This is a genomic window from Nitrospirillum guanabarense (assembly GCF_034653355.1).
In the GTDB taxonomy this organism is placed as follows: domain Bacteria; phylum Pseudomonadota; class Alphaproteobacteria; order Azospirillales; family Azospirillaceae; genus Nitrospirillum.
This window is the reverse complement of record NZ_JAYEER010000004.1, coordinates 455201-474236: the sequence shown is the minus strand read 5'-3', so window position 1 is coordinate 474236 and position 19036 is coordinate 455201. Positions and strand designations below refer to the sequence as shown.

The 19036-nt window shown below is 67.6% G+C and carries 19 protein-coding genes, 2 tRNA genes and 1 riboswitch; of the genes, 12 read left to right on the top strand and 9 right to left on the bottom strand.

Annotation, left to right across the window (positions count from 1 at the left end; translation table 11 throughout):
* The first annotated feature begins 20 nt into the window (after window positions 1–20).
* From sufB to UAA55_RS20085, 8 genes are all read left to right on the top strand, one after another.
* A complete protein-coding gene (sufB, locus tag UAA55_RS20120; protein ID WP_145613238.1) occupies window positions 21–1505 on the top strand; it encodes a Fe-S cluster assembly protein SufB in 1485 nt (494 codons plus the stop codon).
* 66 nt (window positions 1506–1571) lie between these two features.
* A complete protein-coding gene (gene sufC, locus UAA55_RS20115) occupies window positions 1572–2324 on the top strand; it encodes a Fe-S cluster assembly ATPase SufC (protein ID WP_145618595.1) in 753 nt (250 codons plus the stop codon).
* A gap of 14 nt (window positions 2325–2338) precedes the next feature.
* On the top strand, window positions 2339–3718 hold the full coding sequence (sufD, locus tag UAA55_RS20110) for a Fe-S cluster assembly protein SufD (protein ID WP_322954923.1): 1380 nt from the start codon (window positions 2339–2341) through the stop codon (window positions 3716–3718).
* A 4-nt stretch (window positions 3719–3722) separates the two neighbouring features.
* Window positions 3723–4988, top strand: a complete 1266-nt coding sequence (locus UAA55_RS20105; RefSeq protein ID WP_322954922.1) for a cysteine desulfurase — start codon at window positions 3723–3725, stop codon at window positions 4986–4988.
* Entirely contained in the window at window positions 4988–5458 is a 471-nt protein-coding gene (gene sufU, locus UAA55_RS20100; protein ID WP_322954921.1) for a Fe-S cluster assembly sulfur transfer protein SufU, read from the top strand. Before UAA55_RS20105 ends, sufU begins: the two co-directional genes overlap by 1 nt.
* Before the next feature lie 5 nt (window positions 5459–5463).
* A complete protein-coding gene (locus tag UAA55_RS20095; protein ID WP_322954920.1) occupies window positions 5464–5595 on the top strand; it encodes a hypothetical protein in 132 nt (43 codons plus the stop codon).
* Window positions 5567–5851: an SUF system Fe-S cluster assembly protein gene (locus tag UAA55_RS20090; RefSeq protein ID WP_322954918.1), complete on the top strand. Its 285-nt coding sequence runs from the start codon at window positions 5567–5569 to the stop codon at window positions 5849–5851. The genes UAA55_RS20095 and UAA55_RS20090 overlap by 29 nt, the downstream gene beginning before the upstream one ends.
* 18 nt (window positions 5852–5869) lie before the next feature.
* Window positions 5870–6217 carry a HesB/IscA family protein gene (locus tag UAA55_RS20085; protein WP_322954916.1) on the top strand — a complete coding sequence of 116 codons (348 nt, stop codon included), beginning with the start codon at window positions 5870–5872 and terminating at the stop codon, window positions 6215–6217.
* A 50-nt stretch (window positions 6218–6267) separates the two neighbouring features.
* Here the strand turns inward: UAA55_RS20085 and UAA55_RS20080 are convergent, their stop codons facing one another.
* Entirely contained in the window at window positions 6268–6840 is a 573-nt protein-coding gene (locus UAA55_RS20080; protein ID WP_322954914.1) for a hypothetical protein, read from the bottom strand.
* Between UAA55_RS20080 and UAA55_RS20075 the strand changes: the two genes are divergently transcribed.
* Window positions 6839–7534, top strand: coding sequence for a hypothetical protein (locus tag UAA55_RS20075; RefSeq protein ID WP_322954913.1), 696 nt, complete (start codon window positions 6839–6841; stop codon window positions 7532–7534). The genes UAA55_RS20080 and UAA55_RS20075 overlap by 2 nt on opposite strands.
* Window positions 7535–7592: 58 nt before the next feature.
* Here the strand turns inward: UAA55_RS20075 and UAA55_RS20070 are convergent, their stop codons facing one another.
* From UAA55_RS20070 to UAA55_RS20060, 3 genes are all read right to left on the bottom strand, one after another.
* Window positions 7593–8660, bottom strand: a complete 1068-nt coding sequence (locus UAA55_RS20070; protein ID WP_322954911.1) for a threonine aldolase family protein — start codon at window positions 8658–8660, stop codon at window positions 7593–7595.
* A 58-nt stretch (window positions 8661–8718) separates the two neighbouring features.
* Window positions 8719–8829, bottom strand: a riboswitch (SAM-I-IV-variant riboswitch).
* 104 nt (window positions 8830–8933) lie between these two features.
* Window positions 8934–9686 carry a hypothetical protein gene (locus UAA55_RS20065; protein WP_322954910.1) on the bottom strand — a complete coding sequence of 251 codons (753 nt, stop codon included), beginning with the start codon at window positions 9684–9686 and terminating at the stop codon, window positions 8934–8936.
* The gene (locus UAA55_RS20060) at window positions 9686–10306 is read right to left on the bottom strand and encodes a hypothetical protein (protein WP_322954908.1); all 621 of its coding nucleotides are present in this window, start codon (window positions 10304–10306) and stop codon (window positions 9686–9688) included. The genes UAA55_RS20065 and UAA55_RS20060 overlap by 1 nt, the downstream gene beginning before the upstream one ends.
* Before the next feature lie 262 nt (window positions 10307–10568).
* Between UAA55_RS20060 and pepN the strand changes: the two genes are divergently transcribed.
* Both pepN and UAA55_RS20050 read left to right on the top strand, forming a co-directional pair.
* The gene (gene pepN / locus UAA55_RS20055) at window positions 10569–13244 is read left to right on the top strand and encodes an aminopeptidase N (protein ID WP_322954907.1); all 2676 of its coding nucleotides are present in this window, start codon (window positions 10569–10571) and stop codon (window positions 13242–13244) included.
* 215 nt (window positions 13245–13459) lie between these two features.
* A complete protein-coding gene (locus tag UAA55_RS20050; RefSeq protein WP_322954906.1) occupies window positions 13460–13888 on the top strand; it encodes a hypothetical protein in 429 nt (142 codons plus the stop codon).
* 52 nt (window positions 13889–13940) lie between these two features.
* Here the strand turns inward: UAA55_RS20050 and UAA55_RS20045 are convergent, their stop codons facing one another.
* The 3 genes from UAA55_RS20045 to UAA55_RS20035 all read right to left on the bottom strand — a co-directional run bounded on the left by UAA55_RS20045 (window position 13941) and on the right by UAA55_RS20035 (window position 17477).
* Window positions 13941–14561: a YajG family lipoprotein gene (locus UAA55_RS20045; RefSeq protein ID WP_322954905.1), complete on the bottom strand. Its 621-nt coding sequence runs from the start codon at window positions 14559–14561 to the stop codon at window positions 13941–13943.
* A gap of 247 nt (window positions 14562–14808) precedes the next feature.
* On the bottom strand, window positions 14809–15684 hold the full coding sequence (locus UAA55_RS20040) for a universal stress protein (protein WP_322954903.1): 876 nt from the start codon (window positions 15682–15684) through the stop codon (window positions 14809–14811).
* Window positions 15685–15842: 158 nt separating this feature from the next.
* On the bottom strand, window positions 15843–17477 hold the full coding sequence (locus tag UAA55_RS20035; RefSeq protein ID WP_322954902.1) for a bifunctional aminoglycoside phosphotransferase/ATP-binding protein: 1635 nt from the start codon (window positions 17475–17477) through the stop codon (window positions 15843–15845).
* A 389-nt stretch (window positions 17478–17866) separates the two neighbouring features.
* Between UAA55_RS20035 and UAA55_RS20030 the strand changes: the two genes are divergently transcribed.
* Entirely contained in the window at window positions 17867–18403 is a 537-nt protein-coding gene (locus UAA55_RS20030) for an acyloxyacyl hydrolase (RefSeq protein WP_186291247.1), read from the top strand.
* Between the two features lie 185 nt (window positions 18404–18588).
* On the opposite strand, the gene UAA55_RS20025 is transcribed toward UAA55_RS20030, so the two are convergent.
* Window positions 18589–18664, bottom strand: a tRNA-Lys gene (locus tag UAA55_RS20025).
* Window positions 18665–18928: 264 nt separating this feature from the next.
* A tRNA-Lys gene (locus UAA55_RS20020) sits at window positions 18929–19004 on the bottom strand.
* Between the last annotated feature and the right edge of the window lie 32 nt (window positions 19005–19036).

The window sequence follows — 19036 nt, the reverse complement described above, 5'->3', positions numbered from 1 at the left end:
TTTCGAGGAAGAGCGAAAACATGGCCGCCACCGAACAGACCGTCGAACAGGTCCGCGCCGTCACGGAGCAGAAGTACAAGTACGGCTTCACGACCGAGATCGAGTCCGACCTGGCGCCCAAGGGCCTGAACGAGGACATCGTCCGCTTCATCTCCGCCAAGAAGGGGGAGCCGGAGTGGCTGCTGGAATGGCGCCTGCAGGCCTACCGCCACTGGCTGACGATGGAGGAGCCGACCTGGGCCATGGTCGACTTCCCCAAGATCGACTACCAGGACAGCCATTATTACGCGGCACCCAAGGCCGCCAAGGACAAGCCCAAGTCCCTGGACGAGGTCGATCCCGAGCTGCTGGCCACCTATGAGAAGCTGGGCATCCCGCTGAAGGAACAGGCCATCCTGGCCGGTGTCGAGGGTGCCGGTGAGATGCCGGCCGTGGCCGTGGACGCCGTGTTCGACAGCGTGTCGGTCGCCACCACCTTCAAGAAGAAGCTGGAGGAGAAGGGCATCATCTTCTGCTCCATCTCCGAAGCCATCCGCGAGCATCCGGAGCTGGTGCGCAAGTACATGGGCTCGGTCGTGCCCTACTCCGACAACTACTACGCCACGCTGAACTCCGCCGTGTTCACCGACGGGTCGTTCGTCTACATCCCCAAGGGCGTGCGCTGCCCCATGGAGCTGTCGACCTATTTCCGCATCAACGCCTCCAACACCGGGCAGTTCGAGCGCACGCTGATCATCGCCGACGAGGGCAGCTACGTCAGCTATCTGGAGGGCTGCACCGCCCCCATGCGCGATGAGAACCAGCTGCACGCCGCCGTGGTGGAACTGGTGGCCATGGATGACGCGACCATCAAGTATTCCACCGTCCAGAACTGGTACCCGGGCGATGAGAACGGCAAGGGCGGCATCTACAACTTCGTGACCAAGCGCGGCGCCTGCCGCGGCAAGAACTCCAAGATCAGCTGGACGCAGGTGGAGACGGGTTCCGCCATCACCTGGAAGTACCCCAGCTGCATCCTGCAGGGCGACAATTCGGTGGGCGAGTTCTACTCGGTCGCCATCACCAACAACTACCAGCAGGCCGACACCGGCACGAAGATGATCCACATCGGGAAGAACACCCGGTCGACCATCGTGGCCAAGGGCATCTCCGCCGGCAAGGCGCAGAGCACCTATCGCGGCTTGGTGCGCATCCTGCCCAAGGCCGAGGGCGCCCGGAACTACACCCAGTGCGACAGCCTGCTGATCGGCGACAAGTGCGGGGCCCACACCGTGCCCTACATCGAAAGCCGCAACCGCACCGCCCGGGTGGAGCATGAGGCCACCACCGCCAAGATCAGCGAGGACCAGCTCTTCTACTGCCGCGCCCGCGGCCTGTCGGAAGAGGACGCCGTGGGCCTGATCGTCAACGGCTTCTGCCGCGAGGTCTTGAAGGAGCTGCCCATGGAGTTCGCGGTCGAGGCGCAGAAGCTGGTCGCCATCAGCCTGGAAGGCAGCGTGGGCTGAGGGCGCCGCAACCGCCCCTGTCCACCCAAGCCGCACACGACATTCGGTTTCAAGGAACGTTTCAAGATGCTGGAAATCAAGAACCTGCACGCCACCGTCGACGGCAAGGAAATCCTGAAGGGGATCAACCTGACCATCAACCCGGGGGAGGTGCACGCCATCATGGGCCCCAACGGCTCCGGCAAGAGCACGCTGTCCTATGTGCTGTCCGGCCGCGACGGCTATGAGGTGACCGAGGGTTCCGTGACCTTCCAGGGCAAGGACCTGCTGGCCATGGAGGCGGAAGAGCGGGCGGCGGAAGGCGTGTTCCTGGCCTTCCAGTACCCGGTGGAAATCCCCGGCGTGTCCAACACCACCTTCCTGAAGACGGCGCTGAACGCCGTGCGCAAGCACAAGGGCCTGCCCGAGCTGGACGCCATGCAGTTCCTGAAGCTGATCCGCGCCAAGGCCAAGGCCTTGAACATGAACGACGACATGATCAAGCGCGCCGTCAACGTCGGCTTCTCGGGCGGTGAGAAGAAGCGCAACGACATCCTGCAGATGGCCATGCTGGAGCCCAGCTTCGCCATCCTGGACGAGACCGACAGCGGCCTGGACATCGACGCCCTGAAGCTGGTGGCTGATGGCGTGAACAGCCTGCGCAGCCCCGAGCGCTCCATGCTGGTCATCACCCACTACCAGCGCCTGCTGAGCTACATCGTGCCGGACCACGTGCACGTGCTGGCCTACGGCAAGATCGTGCGCAGCGGCGGCAAGGAGCTGGCGCTGGAGCTGGAAGCCAAGGGCTACGCCGAATTCGGCTCGCCCGAAGCCGCCTGAGGGGAACGCGCGCCATGGCCGCCATCGCCACCCTGAAAGACCTGTACGAGACCCTGAGCCCCGGCCTGCCCGGCGCCGGCGCCGCCGGCCTGGACCGGCTGCGCGCCGACGGCTACGCCCGCTTCCTGGCCGACGGCATCCCCACGCCCAAGGTCGAGGGCTGGAAGTACACCAACCTGCGCGACCTGGCCGGCGTCAGCCTGGCGCCCGCGCAAGGCGCCGCGAACACGGACCTCGCCCTGCCCAGCGTGGCACCGGGCGAGACGCATCGCCTGGTGTTCGTGGACGGCCGGTTCAACGCCGCCCTGTCCGCCGTCGGCACCCTGCCCCAGGGTGTGACCCTGGACAGCTTGCGCGGCCTGATCGAGGCCTCCCCGGCGTACGCGGCCGAAGTGCTGGACCGGTTCCCGGCGCCCAAGTCCGACACCGGCTTGCGCGTCGGCCCCAACCCCGGCCGTGGCCAGGCGCTAGGCCTTGTCGGCCTGAACGGCGCCTTCCTGGCCGAGGGTGCGGTGCTGACCGTGGGTGAGGGCGTGACGCTGGCCCAACCGGTGGAGTTCGTCTTCATCGCCACCGCCGCCGATGGCGCCTGGCATCCCCGCCTGCTGATCGACGTCGCCGCCGGCGCCAAGGTGACGGTGGCCGAGCACCATGTGGCCCGGGGTGGCGGTGCCACCTTCGCCAACATCGTCAGCGGCGTGCGCGTCGGCGAAGGCGCCATCCTGCGCCACGCCAAGTTCCAGGAGGAGGCCGAGACGGCCCTGCACCTGGCGTCCGTCACCGCCACGGTGGCGGCGTCGGGCACTTACGAGACCTTCGTGCTGACCACCGGCGGCCGCCTGGCCCGCACCGACGTCCAGGTGCGCCTGGAAGGGCCGGGCGCCAGCACCCGCGTCTCCGGCGCCTATGGCGTGGACGGCAGCCGGCATGCCGACTTCACCAGCCTGATCGACCATGTCGCCGCCAACTGCACCAGCCGCGAGGTGGTGAAGGGCGTCATCGACGGGCGTGGCCGCGCCGTGTTCCAAGGCAAGATCATCGTGCGGCCGGACGCGCAGAAGACGGACGGCCACCAGCTGAACCGCGCCCTGCTGCTGTCCGACACGGCCGAGATCGATGCCAAGCCGGAGCTGGAGATCTACGCCGACGACGTGAAGTGCAGCCACGGCGCCACCGCCGGCGAGTTGGATGAGGAGGCGCTGTTCTACCTGCGCGCCCGTGGCATCCCCGCCGACACCGCCCGCGCTCTGCTGATTGCCGCCTTCCTGGACGAGGTGGCGGAGGAGATCGGCGATGAGCGCCTGCGCGCCTATGCCATGGCGCGCATCCAGGAGCGCATCGGCCGTCTGACGGGCATCACAGTCGACACCGACGTCCCGGTGTTAGGGGAGTGACCTCATGGACACCCGGATTCTGACGAACGCCCCGTACGATGTGGAGAAGGTCCGCCAGGACTTCCCCATCCTGACGCGCCTGGTGCATGAGAAGCCGGGCCGTCCGGGCAAGCCCCTGGTCTATCTGGACAATGCCGCCAGCGCGCAGAAGCCGCGCGCCGTCATCGACGCCATGGCCAATTTCATGGCGCACGACTACAGCAACGTCCATCGCGGCGTGCACTACCTGTCCCAGGTGGCGACCAACCTGTATGAGGCGACGCGCGTCAAGACGGCCACGTTCCTGAACGCGCCCTCGCCCGACACCATCGTCTTCACCCGCAGCGCCACCGAGGCCTTCAACCTGGTGGCCAGCAGCTGGGGCGGCGCCCACCTGAAGGCGGGTGACGAGATCATCCTGAGCGTGATGGAGCATCACGCCAACATCGTGCCCTGGCAGCTGCTGCGCAGCCGCACCGGCATCGTCATCAAGGTGGCGCCGGTGCTGGACGATGGCACGCTGGATCTGGAGGCGCTGGCCCGGCTGCTGGAAAGCCCCAAGGTCAAGCTGGTGTCCATCACCCACGGCAGCAACGTGCTGGGCACGGTGACGCCGGCGGCGGAGATCGCCCGCATGGCGCATGCGGCCGGCGCCAAGGTGCTGTTCGACGGCAGCCAGGCGGCCGTGCACATGCCGGTGGACGTGCAGGCCATCGACGCCGACTTCTACATCATGACCGGGCACAAGCTGTACGGGCCCACCGGCTTCGGCGTGCTGTACGGCAAGGCCGAACTGCTGGAGTCCATGCCCCCCTACCAGGGCGGCGGCGACATGATCCAGACGGTGACCTTCGAGGAGACCACCTTCCGCGAGGTGCCGCACCGGTTCGAGGCCGGCACGCCACCCATCGTGGAGGGCATCGGCTTCGGCGCCGCCATCGACTACGTGACGGCCCTGGGCATGGGCGCCATCCATGCCCATGAGCAGCGCCTGCTGGCCTACGCCACGGAGAAGCTGCGGGCCATCCCCGGCCTGCGCATCATCGGCACCTCGCCCACCAAGGCGGCCATCCTGTCCTTCACCATCGAAGGCGTGCATCCGCACGACATCGGCACCCTGGTCGACCGGGCCGGTGTGGCGGTGCGGGTGGGCCGGCACTGCGCCGAGCCGCTGATGGAGCGCTTCGGCGTGGGCGCCACGGCGCGCGCCAGCTTCGCCCTGTACAACACCGAGGCCGAGGCCGACGCCCTGGTGGATGCCGTGCGCGCGGTGAGGGAGTTCTTCAACTGATGTTCGACGATCTGCGCGACCTGTACCAGGAAGTGATCCTGGACCATGGCAAGCACCCCCGGAACTTCGGGAAGCCCGAAAGCTTCAACCGCATGGCCCGGGGCGAGAACCCGCTGTGCGGCGACAAGATCAACGTCTACCTCAGCATCGGCCCCGACGGCCTGGTCCAGGATGCGCGTTTCGACGGCCGTGGCTGCGCCATCAGCCAGGCCAGCGCCTCGCTGATGACCGAGACGCTGAAGGGCAAGACGGAAGCGGAAGCCGAGGCCCTGTTCGGCCACTTCCACGACATGTGCACCAAGGACGACCATGAGCACACCGACCATGGGCATCTGGACCCGGAGGCGGTGGAGAAGCTGGACGTGCTATCGGGTGTGCGGGAGTTCCCCATGCGCGTGAAGTGCGCGACCCTGGCCTGGCACACCATGCACGCCGCCATCCACGGCGATGAAAAGACGACGACGGAGTAAGCGAGATGTCTGGAGCCGAACGCCCCATCGCGCCGGATGTCACCCTGCAGGCGCCGGCCACCATCCCGGATGAGGACAAGCTGCCCCCGGACGCCCCCCTGGCGAGGCGTGACGGAGGCGCTGAAGACCGTCTATGACCCGGAAATCCCGGTGAACATCTATGAGCTGGGCCTGATCTACCGCTGTGACATCGACGCGGAAGGCCAGGTCGAGATCGACATGACGCTGACCGCACCGGGCTGCCCCGTGGCGGGCGAAATGCCTGGCCAGGTGCAGGGCGTGGTGGGCAGCGTCGACGGGGTCAAGGACGTGACCGTGAACCTGGTGTGGGAGCCGGCCTGGAACCCCAGCCTGATGTCCGACGAGGCGCGCGTCGCCCTCAACATGTTCTGACGTGTGGAGACCTGAATCATGAGCCGCATGGAACGCCCGAAAGCGATGAGCCTGACCGATGCCGCCGCAAGCCGCGTCAAGGAGATCATGGCCCAGCGTGAGACACCGGCCGTGGGCCTGCGCGTGGGCGTGAAGGCGCGCGGCTGCTCGGGCCTCAGCTATTTCATCGAGTACGCCGACGCCAAGAAGCCCTTCGAGGAAGTGGTGGAGGAGAAGGGCGTGACCCTGCTGCTCGACCCCGCCTCCACCATGTTCCTGCTGGGAACGGAGATGGATTACAAGGAAGACAAGTTCCAGTCGGGCTTCGTCTTCACCAACCCGAACGAAAAGGGCCGCTGCGGCTGCGGCGAGAGCTTCACTGTTTGAGGTTCAGGCGCCGGGCGCCGGCTTGAAAAAATGGTGGGGCGATCCCGCCCCTACGGCTGGTTGGCGCTGCCCAGGTTGCTGACGGCCATGTCCAGTTCGCCGAGGTCGATGGCCGCCATGTCGATCACGGCGTAAGAGGCTGGCGGGAAGCGGGCCATCAGCTTGTTGCGGAAGTCCCGGGGGCCGGCGGCATAGCCATGGACGACGCGGGCGCCGCTCTTGCCCCCGCCCAGGCCGGTCACCAGGCTGATTCGCGCCTCGAACAGGGTGTCGCCCTGCGACCAGGCCTGGGAGAACAGGTTCAGATGGCGCGGGATCACCTGCTGCAAGGTGCCGCGCCGGGCCTCGATATCACGGGCGCGGACGGATATCCCCTCCAACTCCCCATCCAAGTCCTGCAGGGCCGTGCGCAACTCCCCCTCCTGCAGGCGCGCCTGGCGCAGGCTGGCGGCGGCTTGGTTGCGCTCCTCCACCGCGGCGCTGATTCGCCGCTCGGTCTTGCGCACCTCGGTGATCAGGCGCTTCAGCGACCAGGCCATGATGGCGCCGCCCACGGCCACGGCGCAGACATGGGCGGGGTTGGGGTTGGCGTAGGCTTCCGCCAAGGCGTCCGACAGCATCATGGGACCGCCCTCCTCCGCTGGGCCGGACGGCGCCGCGGGCGGCCAGCCCGCCGGGCGCGCCCGAGCCCTGGACCTGCCGCACGTTGGTGACGGTGTAGCCGTCGCCCAGGGCGAATTCCTGCTGCAGGGCGGTGCGCGCCTCCATCTCCGTCCGGGCCCAGACGCGGGCACGGTGCAGGTGACGCCACAGCGGGCAGATCGATTCCATACCCGCGACCACGCCGTTGGTCAGCGCGCTGTTGCTGATGTCGGCCGAATAAAGCGCCAGGCCGCTGGCCGAGGGCCCGCCCAAGTCGTGCCAGACCTCCACCCGCCGCCGCTCGAACTCCTCACATTCCTTTTCCAGGCGCTGGAGGTTGCTGGTTTCGCGGAAGCGCAAGGCGATGCGCGCGTCGCGCACCCGGGCGGTATCGCGGTTGGCGGCCGACACCTTCTCCGCCGTGCGCCGGATCTGGTCGATTTCCTTTTTCACCTTCGCGTGGCGGGCGATCATCTCATAGACGTCGTTGATGACCAGGCGCAGCAGTTCCAGCAGCAACACGCCGGCCAGGGTGGCGCCCACGATGGTCAGGATCACCAAATCCGGTTTGTCGATGTGCACCAGGGCCTCGGCTGTCGATGGAGGAACGGTCGCGCTATCGCATGGAAGTCCACTTCAAGGTTGTACGGTCAATTGACCGTTAACGGATCCTAAATCCGAAATTTAAATCAAATCTTCCGTATAGGACCCGTCACAGCCCGTCAGAAGGCACTCAAGCCGCCGCCACGCAGGCCACGCCGCGAATGTCGGCCACCAGCTGGTCCACCCGTTCCGGCTGGGTGTCCCAGGCGAACATGAAGCGGGCGCCACCACCGATGAAGGTGTAGAAGCGCCAACCGCGCGCCCGCAGGCCGTCCAGCACCGCCACCGGCGCCGTCAGGAACACGGCGTTGGCCTGCACCGGGAACATCGGCGCCACGCCCGGCACCCCCACCAGGCCCGCCGCCAGGCGCTGGGCCCCAGCATTGGCGTGGGCGGCGTTGCGCAGCCAGGCGCCGTTCTCCAGCATGCGCACCCAGGGGGCGGACAGGAAGCGCATCTTGGACGCCAGTTGCCCCGCCTGCTTGCAGCGGTAATCGAAATCCTCGGCCAAGACCTTGTCGAAGAACAGGATGGCCTCCCCCACCGCCATGCCGTTCTTGGTGCCGCCAAAGCACAGCACGTCCACACCCGCCCGCCAGGTCACTTCCGCCGGGGAGCAGCCCAGGCTGGCGCAGGCGTTGGCGAAGCGGGCGCCGTCCATGTGCAGGCGCAGGCCCAGCTCGCGGCAGACGGCGGAGATGGCGCGAATCTCATCCAGGCTGTAGACCTGCCCCGTCTCCGTCGGCTGGGTGATGGTGACGGCGCGGGGCTTGGGGAAGTGGATGTCCGACCGGCCGGTGGCCAGCGCCCGGATGGCGTCCGGCGTCAGCTTGCCGTCCGCCGTCTGCGCCACCAGCAGCTTGGACCCATTGGAGAAGAATTCCGGCGCGCCACACTCATCCGTCTCCACATGCGCGGAGGCGGAGCAGATGACGCTGTGGTAGGACTGGCACAGCGAGGCCAGGGCCAGCGAGTTGGCCGCCGTGCCGTTGAAGGCGAAGAACACGTCGCAGGGCGTGCCGAACAGCTGGCGGAAGGCGTCGGCCGCCTTCGCGGTCCAGACATCCTCGCCATAGGCGGCGGCGTGGCCGCTGTTGGCCTCCGCCATGGCGGCCCAGGCCTCCGGACAGACGCCGGAATAATTGTCGCTGGCGAACTGCTGGCCGGCGAATTGGGGCTGAAGCGTATCGGTGGTCATCTGGAACGCAGCCTTCACGGTCTCAAGTTTCGACCAAGAGCGAAACGGACGTGTGTGGCTGCTTCCCGTTCATTGCCGGATCGGCCACATCCTTCCCAGTCGGGGAAGCGCCACCTTGCCGGGTCGAGCAGGTTGGCGTTGAGCGTCAGCTCAACTCTTGATGCACGGGCAGAGGGATAACCGCAGGTGAGCGCCCGCGCAAGTCCCCTGACGCGGCGGCGAAGGCATGGGTGGTCTTCGGGCGGCGCCCATCAGGCGGGAAAGGACGCGTACTTAGGCGCCGGCGACCGGGGCGGGGGTCAGGCCCATGCCGCGCGGCACGCCCTGCAGGGCGACAGGCGGGCGCACCGGCAGGGGCTTGGGGCCGGTGACCGCCGGCGGCTCCGCCGCCGTCCCATCGGCCACCAGGTCGCTCCCCATCAAGTCACTCAGGGGCTCATCCTCCGCCGGCGCTTCCACCGGGGCGGCGTCGGCGCCGTCGACGGCGGGCCCGTCGTCGCCCAGCGAAATGGGCAGGACGCTGCTGATGACGTAGCCGCCCTCGTTGGCCAGGCGGTTGGTGACCAGCGCGCGGAAGTCGGCCTCCGTGGGGGCGTAGCCGTGCACCACCCCGGCCTCCGCCATGCCGCCCACGTTGCGGCCCAGGTGGCGGGGCGCCACGATGTTGCGCAAGTGCGCCTCGTACAGGTGGTCACCCTGCGCCCATTCCAGCGAGACGAGGTTCAACGGCCGGGGAACGGCCTGCCGCAGTACCGCCATGCGGTTCCGCACCTCCTCCGTCTTCGCCGCGATCTCACGCAGCGCCTCCTCCCCCTCCTCCAGGGCCTTGGCCAGCTGTTCCTCCTGCTGGCGGGCGACGCGCAGGTCGGCGGCGGCCTCGTTCTTCTCATCCACCGTGGCGGCGATGCGCCGTTCCGTCTCCCGGATTTTGAACAGGATGCGGCGGACGGAGAAGGCCAGGAAGGCCCCGCCGACGGCCAGGATGATGAAAACCATGAAGTTGAGGTTGCTGTAGCCGCCCGTCATCAGCGCACCATGCGCCGGTGCGGCCGCACCAAGCGGGACTGTGCCGCCGACCGCCCGGCAGCCGCGGCCTCCGCGACCGCCTTGAAGCCCTGGGCGGCCCGCAAATTGTTGACGGTGAAACCATCCTTGGGACTGAAGGCCAGCAAGAGGCGGGAGCGGGCCTGCCGCTCGTTCCCCGCCCACACCCGCACGCGATGGGTATAGCGCCAGATGGGGCAGATCTCCTCCGCACCCGCCGCCGCCCGTTCCATCAGGCTGCGACTGTTCAGATCCGCCAGGTAGAGCTGGTCGTCCAGGGTGGCGTCGCCGACCTCATGCCATACCTCCACCCGCCGCCGCTCCAGATCCTCGCACTCCTGCTCCATGCGATGCAGGATGGTGTTCAGGCGGAAGCGTTCGGCGTTGCGCCGGTCGCGCAGGGCGGCGTTCGCCCGGTTCTCGGCCCACAACTTCTCCGTGGTGCGTCGCGTTTGCTGGATCTCGTACTTGATGCGACGGTATTTCGCCGCCCATTCGTAGATGTCCACGATCACCAGGCGCAGCACTTCCAGCAGCGCGATGGCGGCCAACACGGCGCCCGCGACCGACAACACCACCAGATCCGACTGCGCCACCTGCACGGGGACCTACCCTGACTTACCTCTCCCGCTCATGTCCAAATGATACAGCCTAAGGCCGTAGGCGGCCTGTCCAAAATACCCGCCTAAGTCATCAGCACAGGCCCCCTCCCCAACCGGAAGAAGGCGGGTGAACGGGTTTACGGCCAAGCCCTTAGGGCACCTCGCCGAACGCCCCGTCGCGGCCCCCGGGAAACGGGGTTGGCGCCATGCCGCCCCGTCCCCTATCCTGGCCCCAACCATAATTCGAACGGAACCCCGCCCCATGGACAGCCGCCTCGACACGGCCACGCCCCACGCCATCCACCTTCGCGACTACGCCCCGCCGGCGTGGCTGATCGATACCGTGGACCTGCATGTCGATTTGCGGGAAGAGGCCGCGACCATCCGCGCCACCCTGGCCGTACGGCGCAACCCGGCCGCGATGGCCGCCGCCGCGCTGGACCTGGACGGGCAGGAGCTGGAGCTGCTGTCCGTCAGGGTGGACAACCGCCTGCTCGGGCCGGACGACTACACCCTGACACCGGAGCGGCTGACCCTGGCCGGCCTCGCCGACCACGCCACGGTGGAGATCACCACCCGCACCCGGCCGCAGGACAACACGGCGCTGGAAGGGCTCTACAAGTCCTCCGGCAACTACTGCACCCAGTGCGAGGCCGAGGGCTTCCGCAAGATCACCTATTTCCTGGACCGTCCGGACGTGATGGCCCGCTACACCACCACCATCGAGGCGGAGCGGGCGCGTTACCCCGTGCTGCTCTCCAACGGCAACCTGACGGCCAGCGGCGACAGCGCGACCGAGGCCGGGCGCCACTGGGCGCGGTGGGAGGATCCCTGGCCCAAGCCCTGCTACCTGTTCGCGCTGGTGGCCGGCGACCTCGTGCACATCGAGGACCGCTTCACCACCCGGTCGGGCCGGGACGTGGCCTTGCGCATCTATGTCGAGCCGGGGAACGAGGCCAAGTGCGGACACGCCATGGAGTCCCTGAAGAAATCCATGAAATGGGATGAGGACGTCTACGGCCTGGAGTACGACCTGGACATCTTCAACATCGTCGCCGTGTCCGACTTCAACATGGGCGCGATGGAGAACAAGAGCCTGAACGTCTTCAACACCAAGTACATCCTGGCCCAGCCGGAGACAGCCACCGACACCGACTTCCTCGGCATCGAGACGGTGGTGGCGCATGAGTACTTCCATAACTGGACGGGCAACCGCGTCACCTGCCGCGACTGGTTCCAACTGAGCCTGAAGGAAGGCCTGACCGTCTTCCGCGACCAGGAATTCTCCGCGGACATGAATTCCGCCCCGGTGAAGCGCATCCAGGATGTGCAGCGTCTGCGCCAGGTGCAGTTCAACGAGGACGCCGGCCCCACAGCCCATCCCGTGCGGCCGGAAAGCTATATCGAGATCAGCAACTTCTACACGCCCACCGTCTACGAGAAGGGGGCGGAGGTGCTGCGCATGTACCGCACCCTGTTGGGCCACGCGGGTTATCGCAAAGGCATCGACCTGTATTTCGCCCGCCATGACGGCCAGGCGGTGACGACCGACGACTTCCTGGCCGCCATGGTGGAAGCCAATGGCCAGAAGCCCACCGACCCGCTGTGGGCGCAGTTCCAGCGCTGGTATTCCCAAGCCGGCACGCCGGTGGTGTCGGGCGAGGGCCGGCACGACGCCGCCGCCGGCACCTACACACTGACCTTGCGCCAGGCGGTGCCCGCCACGCCGGGCCAGCCGGACAAGCTTCCCCAGGTCATTCCCGTGGCCCTGGGCCTGGTGGGCCCGGACGGCAAGGATATGCCCCTCACCCTCCAGGGCGAAACCGAAACCGGCGCCACCACCCGCACCCTCGCCCTGACGGAGGCGGAGCAGAGCTTCACCTTCACCGGCGTGCCGCAGGCGCCCGTGCCCTCCCTGCTGCGGGGCTTCTCCGCCCCGGTGCGGCTGGACCTCAAGCAGGACGACGCGGCGCTGACCTTCCTGATGGCCCACGACAGCGACGCCTTCAACCGGTGGGAGGCGGGACAGACCCTGGCCACCCGCCTGATCCTGGCCGATGTCGACGCGCGCACCCAAGGGGATGAGGCCGCTGCGCCCCAGGCCTATATCGACGCCATCGCCCAGACCCTGGCGCAGGCGGGGGAGGACCGGGCGTTCGCCGCCCTGGCGCTGGCCCTGCCCACGGAAGGCTATCTGGGCCAGCAGCGCGCCACCGTGGACGTGGACGGCATCCACGCCGCCCGCCTCAGCCTGCGCCGCACCCTGGCGCGTGAACTGAACGGCGCCTTCCGCAAGGCCTATGACGGCAACCGCACCGACGGCGCCTTCACCATCACACCCGAGGCCATGGGCCGCCGGGCGCTCAAGAACGCGGCGCTGGCCTACCTGATGGCGTTGGATGACGCCCCGGCCCGCGCCCTGTGCCTGGCGCAATACCAGGGGGCCACCACCATGACCGACGCCATCGCGGCCCTGGCGCTGATCGCCGACAGCGCCATGGATGAGCGCGCCGGCTGCCTGGCCGACTTCGCCGATCGCTGGAAGCATGAGGCGCTGGTGATGGACAAGTGGTTCGCAGTGCAGGCGCTGAGCGACCGGCCGGACACGCTGGACCGCGTGCGGGGCCTGATGGACCACCCGTCCTTCTCCATCCGCAACCCCAACAAGGTCTACGCCCTGGTGGGCAGCTTCACCGCCAACCCGTCCAAGTTCCACGCCGCCGATGGCAGCGGTTACGCCTTCCTGGCCGACACGGTGCTGACCCTGGACAAGCTGAACCCGCAGGTGGCCAGCCGCATGGTGAAGCCCCTGGCCCGCTGGCGCCCCTACGATTCCGGCCGGCAGGACCACGCCAAGGCCGCGCTGGAGCGCGTCGTCGGCACCACCGGCCTATCGCGCGACGTCTATGAGATCGTGTCAAAGAGCTTGGCCGGATAAATAAAAAAGAAAAATAGCGCCGTGCCCTAATATCGGCGCGGCGCTTCTCTTCAGTTCTGAATTCACAGACCCTTATATTGGCGATATAAGTTTGGGATTACTTTATCCCTCACGACGGCCGCCATGACATTCCTGAAGACGAACGGGCCGATACGGCTCTCTTTTTTATCCTGCCCCTGTTGGCCGGCTGCGTACCTTTCAGCAGCAGCGAAGCGGTGAAGGCTCTGCCCGTCACGCTGGCGCATGACAGCTACGTCTCCGACATCGAGATCAAGGCCCTACCCCCCGACGCCACACCCGAGTTCAAGGCCAAGCTGGAACTGGCCCTGCGTACGGAACTGACCAAGTGCGCCAAGGGCAGCCATCCCCTGCGCGTGGAGGCCCGTGTCGCCCGCTTCAATGGTGAGAACGCCGGACGGGCCCTGCTGCTGGGCGATTCCAACATCGTCCGCGGTTCCGTCCAACTGTTCGATCCAGCCAACGGCGCCTTGGTTGGCGACTATGATGTCAACCGCTCGGTGGGCGGCGGTGGCGTGCTGGGGGCCATCGGCCTCAGCGGCGCCGAAGGCCAGATGGCCCAGGCCTTCGCCACCCAAGTCTGCGACCAAGCCTTCAAGGCCGAAACGAAGCCGCAAAGCCATTGAGCCAGGAAGGCGGGCGGGGCGGCGAACCCTCGTCCGCCGCCCTCTGCCGGCATCAGCTTGTGGGGCCGCCCACGGCAGCCGGCGCCGCCACCACTGGCGACTGCTTGCCGGTCAGCGTGGCCACGAAGGCGGGGTCGGCGAACATCTTGGCCAGGGCGTCATTCAGCGCGCTGGCGACCGTCTCCGCCGCGTTGGAGCCATTGGCCATCAGGATGGTCTTCTTCGCCGTGCCGGCATAGGTCTGGGTGAAGGCGGGCGCTCCCGCACCGGTCCCCACCGAAACCGTCAGGTTGACGTCGCCGTTGGCCGTGCCGGAGAACACGCCGGCACCGTACTGGTTGTAGAACTGGTTGATGGAGACGGTGAGGGGACGGCCGCCCGCCTGAACGTGAAAGCCGCGCGTCTCCAACTCGACCTTCAGCGCGTCGGTCACGATGGTCGGCACGTCCTTGTCGGAACGGATGGCCGCCATTTCGGTACCGAAACCATTGATCTTGGCGGAAATGCGATTGCGGTCGGAGGTGCGCGCGTCCACCACGGTCAGGCCCACCGGCTTGGCGTCGGCGACGGCCTCGGCCTTGGTGGGGACGTACTTCACGGTCGCGACATCTTCGGACAGCGCGCAACCAGCCAGCATAGAAACCGCCGCGAACGCGGCGACAATCCTGATCATCAACTACCCCCATGTCTCATGCGGGCCACCTGGCGGGCAGCCCGCTCTAGCGCTTCAGGGGTATGCCAAAGTGATGAGCATGAGCAATAATGCTTCGCATTAACGCATTAATGATGCCCTCCCGATGAGTTCACTGCATTTGTAGTCAACCGCGACAGCTCCTTGTTTCGACGGACAAAACCGCCGCTGTAACAATCCATCTTCCCGGAATCACATTAGGCGTCGAGGCGCGTCATAATGACGCATGTCAGTGGGCCAGCAGCACCGGCAGGGTGGCGTTGTAAAGCACATGGCGGGTGACGCCGCCCAGGATCATCTCACGCAGGCGGCTGTGACCGTAGCCGCCCAGCACCATCAGGTCGGCGCCCGCGTCCGCCGCGGCCGCCAACAGCAAGGCGCCCACCGACCGGCCCTCCGCCATGGGCTGGCGCACCTGGGCCTTGATGCCGTGCCAGGCGAGGTAAGCCGCCAGATCGCGGCCGGCCGCACCGTCGGTCTTGTCCGTCTCCACCGCGACGACTGTCACCGCCTGCGCCGCCTTCAGCAGGGGCAGGGACTGCGCCACGGCCTGGGTCGATTCACGGCTGCCGTTCCAGGCGAGCAGGACGCGGCGGCCAAGTCCAGCCTCAGCCTGGAAGGCGGGCGGCACGACCAGCAGGGGCCTGGCGCTGGCCAGCAGGATGGCCTCCAGCATCAGCAGCGCCTCGCCCCCCACCGTCTCGCCCACCTGGGCCATGACGCTGACGTCCGCCAGGCGGGCCTCGACCACGGCGACATCCTCCTGGCTGCCTATGACCTCGCGGAAGTCGCCGGTCAGGGCCCCGGGAGCCGCGTCGGGGCTGTCGGCGAAGGTGGCGCCGGCCTCCGCCAGGGCGGCGTCGAAGGCCAGGCGGGCCCGGGTGCGGTGGTTGCGCGACTCCTGCTCCACCATGGTCATGATCTCCTCGACCAGGGCGCCGGAGACGCCCTCGCCCAGGGCCGGCACCGCCTCACGCGGGTCGGGGTTGGGCACCAGGCCCAGGACATGGCCGGCAGCCGGCCGGGCCAAGGCGAAGGCCGCCGCCAGGGCCGCGCGGTCACCGGCGCCGCCCGTCAGCACGGACAGGATCTTGGCATAGGACATGGGGCCGTTCTCCTCTGATCACAGGTCACCCGCGCGCGGGCCGGAACATCGTGGAGAAGCTTCACCGTTCGGGCGGGCGCCCGCATTGACGTGCCTCAAGCGTGAACCCACGACCGGGCGGGGACAAGGGGCAAGGGGCAAGGGAAGGGAAAAGTGGCTCAGACGTCCGGCCGCCAGGGCTCCGGCCTGGCCAACTGGCTCAACAGGCGGCGGGCCACGTCGGCGGCGGAGCCCAGCACCGACAGGATGTCCCAGCGCATCTCGCCCAGGCCGCGGCCCCCGCGTTCGCCCTTGGGGCCGCCCTCGTCCGCCGCCTGCTGCTGGTTCAGTACCAGCCACAGGCCCAGGAAGGGCACAGGCGCGGCATGGGCCACCGCCTCGATATCCGCGCGCTGGTCCGGCCGGGCGTAGACGGCATCGGCCACCACGGCGTGGCCGGCCTCCAGCACCAGGCCGGCACGGCCGGCCATCTCGCCATAGACGCGGCTGGTCACCGCCTCGCTGTAGCCGGAGGCGGCCAGCGTCCCTTCCTCCGGCGCGTCCAACAGGCGGCGGCGCAACGCCTCGGACTGCAGGATGACGGCGCCGGGAATGGGCCCGATTTCCGGCGCCAGCATGCGCGCCAGGGTGGACTTGCCCGTGCCTGGCAAGCCGCCGATGGCGATCAGGCGGGGCGCCCGGGGGTTGAGGGCCGACAGGGCCAGGTCCAGATAGGCCGCCGCCTCGCGCCGGAAGGAAGCGCCCGCCCCCACCAGCCGACGCGCCGTGGCCGTGCTGGCCGTCATGTGGGCGCGGATGGCGGCGCACAGGCTGATGAACAGGGGCAGCAAGGCCAGGCCGGCGAAATCCCCCGTCTGTTCCAGATAGCGGTTCAGCACCAGGTTGGCGAAGGGCCGCAGCCGGCGGTGTTCCAGATCCATCAGCAGGTAGGCCAGGTCGTGGAAGACGTCGACGACCAGGGGGCCGCCACCCGACACCTCCCCCGCCTCCGTCCCGTCCGCGTCATCCAACAGGATGGCGGCGCCGAACAGGGTGGGTTGGCCGCCCCAGAGACAGATGTTGCCCAGCTGCAGGTCGCCATGGCAGGGCCGGACATAGCCGGAACGGCGGCGGCGCTCGATCAGCCATTCCTGGCGGGTGACGGCGGTCATCAGGCCGCGCTCCAGCCGGTCCACCGCCGACGGGTCGAACAGGTCGGGATGCTGGCGCAACGCGCCCAGGGCCCCGGCCGCCGCCGCCCGCACCGCCTCCACCCCACCGGCGGGCGGCCAGCTGGCGCGTCCGGCGCCCTCGTCATGGGCGCTTTCGTGCAAGGCGGCCACGGCGTCGGCCACGGCCCGCATGCCGTCGCGGGTCAGCAACCCGGCCTCCGCCTGACGATCGAACAGGCTGGATTCGGCGAAGCGGCGCATGACCACCACCCAATCCACCGCCGCCCAGTCCACCAGTGTGGCGTCGGCGCCCGATCCGGCGGCAGCCAGCACCAGCCGCCCATGGGGGCCCGGCACCACCGCCAGCACGCCCTCATACAGGCCGGGCGCCGTGCGCCGGTTGACGGCGACCTCGGCCAGGGCGACACGGCGCCGACGGTCCGGGGTGGACAGGTCCAGGTGGGGGAAATGGACGGCGCGCCGAATCTTGTAGGCGCGATCGCCGGCCAGGAAGATGATGGCGCCGTCGGTGTCGATTCGCTCCACCGCCAAACCTTGGTGGGTCGCCGGATCGCCCAGCAGGGCGATCGTGGCGGCCTGGTCCATCAGGGTCAGGTTCGCGGGCGCCGGACACACATCCATGTCCTTATTTTAACGGCGGTTTATGACAGGCTGTCGTGCGGCCCGCGCCCATTTTATAGGCAGTGACGCCGGGCACTGCGGTCCACCTCTGCCTTGCGTCCTATGCCCCCTGATTTTTGTGCGGGCGCGAAACCATATAAGGTGAGGGCATTGCGCCCATGCGGCGCCTTTTCATGAAATCGTAATCGGCCTCGCCTTATGAAGGCGGCAGCCGGCGTGTGGATACGACCTTGCGCGTGTGTAGCCCGGGTGGCTGAACGCCTGCTTGTCGCATATGCGCAACAGTCGTCGGCTATACGAGGCAAAAGGTAGCGGTCACTGCTTTGGTCGTTGAGTTGCCTGGCCTATTCAGGAATCATCCTGGAAACTTCTTAATAAGGATCGCGGTCGTGATACGGCGTCTTCTGAAGTCCACGGTATTGGCGTTGGGGCTGGTCACAGCCGCGGCGCCGGCGTTCGCCGAGGACACCCCCAGCTTCCTCAGCTTCGGCATCGGCGAGTACGACGTGCTGCGGACTGGCCCGAAGCACAACACGACCGACTACCGCGTCGAGTACCGTCCCAACACGTCGCTGTTCAGCAACAGCTGGGTCCGTATCAGCCCCTGGGTGGGCGGTGAGTTCACCGGCCAGGGCGGCGCGTATGGTGTGGGCGGCATCCTGTTCGACATTCCGCTGGGCAGCTCCTTCGACTTCACGCCCAACTTCGGCGTCGGCGTCTACGGCACCGGCAGCGGCAAGAACCTGGGCAGCTGGGTGGAATTCCGCTCCACCGCCGAAATCTCGTACAAGTTCGAGAATCAGAGCCGTCTGGGTCTGTCCTTCGGCCACATCTCCAACGCCGGCATCGGCGAGGTGAACCCCGGTTCCGAGATCGTGACCCTGTACTACCATATCCCGACCAGCTGGCTGTTCGGCGGCTGGTAAGCCGGTCGAGGCCGATAGGCCGCGATGGATCAGAAGGGCGCCTCCGGGCGCCCTTTTTCGTTTCACGGATTGGGATCTGCGGCCGCCCCCTCGGCAGGCGCCATCAGCGCACATGCGAAAGCGCCCTCCGTCCCGATATGGACAGGGTGCCTGGCGTCAGCGACGGTTGAAGGATTTAAGAGGAGTGGTGGGTGTACAAGGACTCGAACCTTGGGCCCGCTGATTAAGAGTCAGCTGCTCTACCAACTGAGCTATACACCCGCCCCTCAGAGCCGCCGCCGTGGGCGCCGGCCGCCGGGCCTCGCGTCCCGGTGAGGGCGGCTTTGTAGCGTCCCGGCACGGCCTTGTCGATAGAAAAATGACAGGAAAAACGCGATGCCGGCCGGCACGGACGAATGGCACCCATGCAGCCTGGAACAAGCCGAAATACAGGGAATCTTAAGGGTTTAGACAAAAAGCGCAAACGCCAACGCCCCGACCTTTGCCGGGCCGGGCGGCGACTTGCGATGTCAAAGGGGAGAGGAGTGGTGGGTGTACAAGGACTCGAACCTTGGGCCCGCTGATTAAGAGTCAGCTGCTCTACCAACTGAGCTATACACCCGCCCCTCAGAGGCCGTCGCCGTGGCGCCGGCC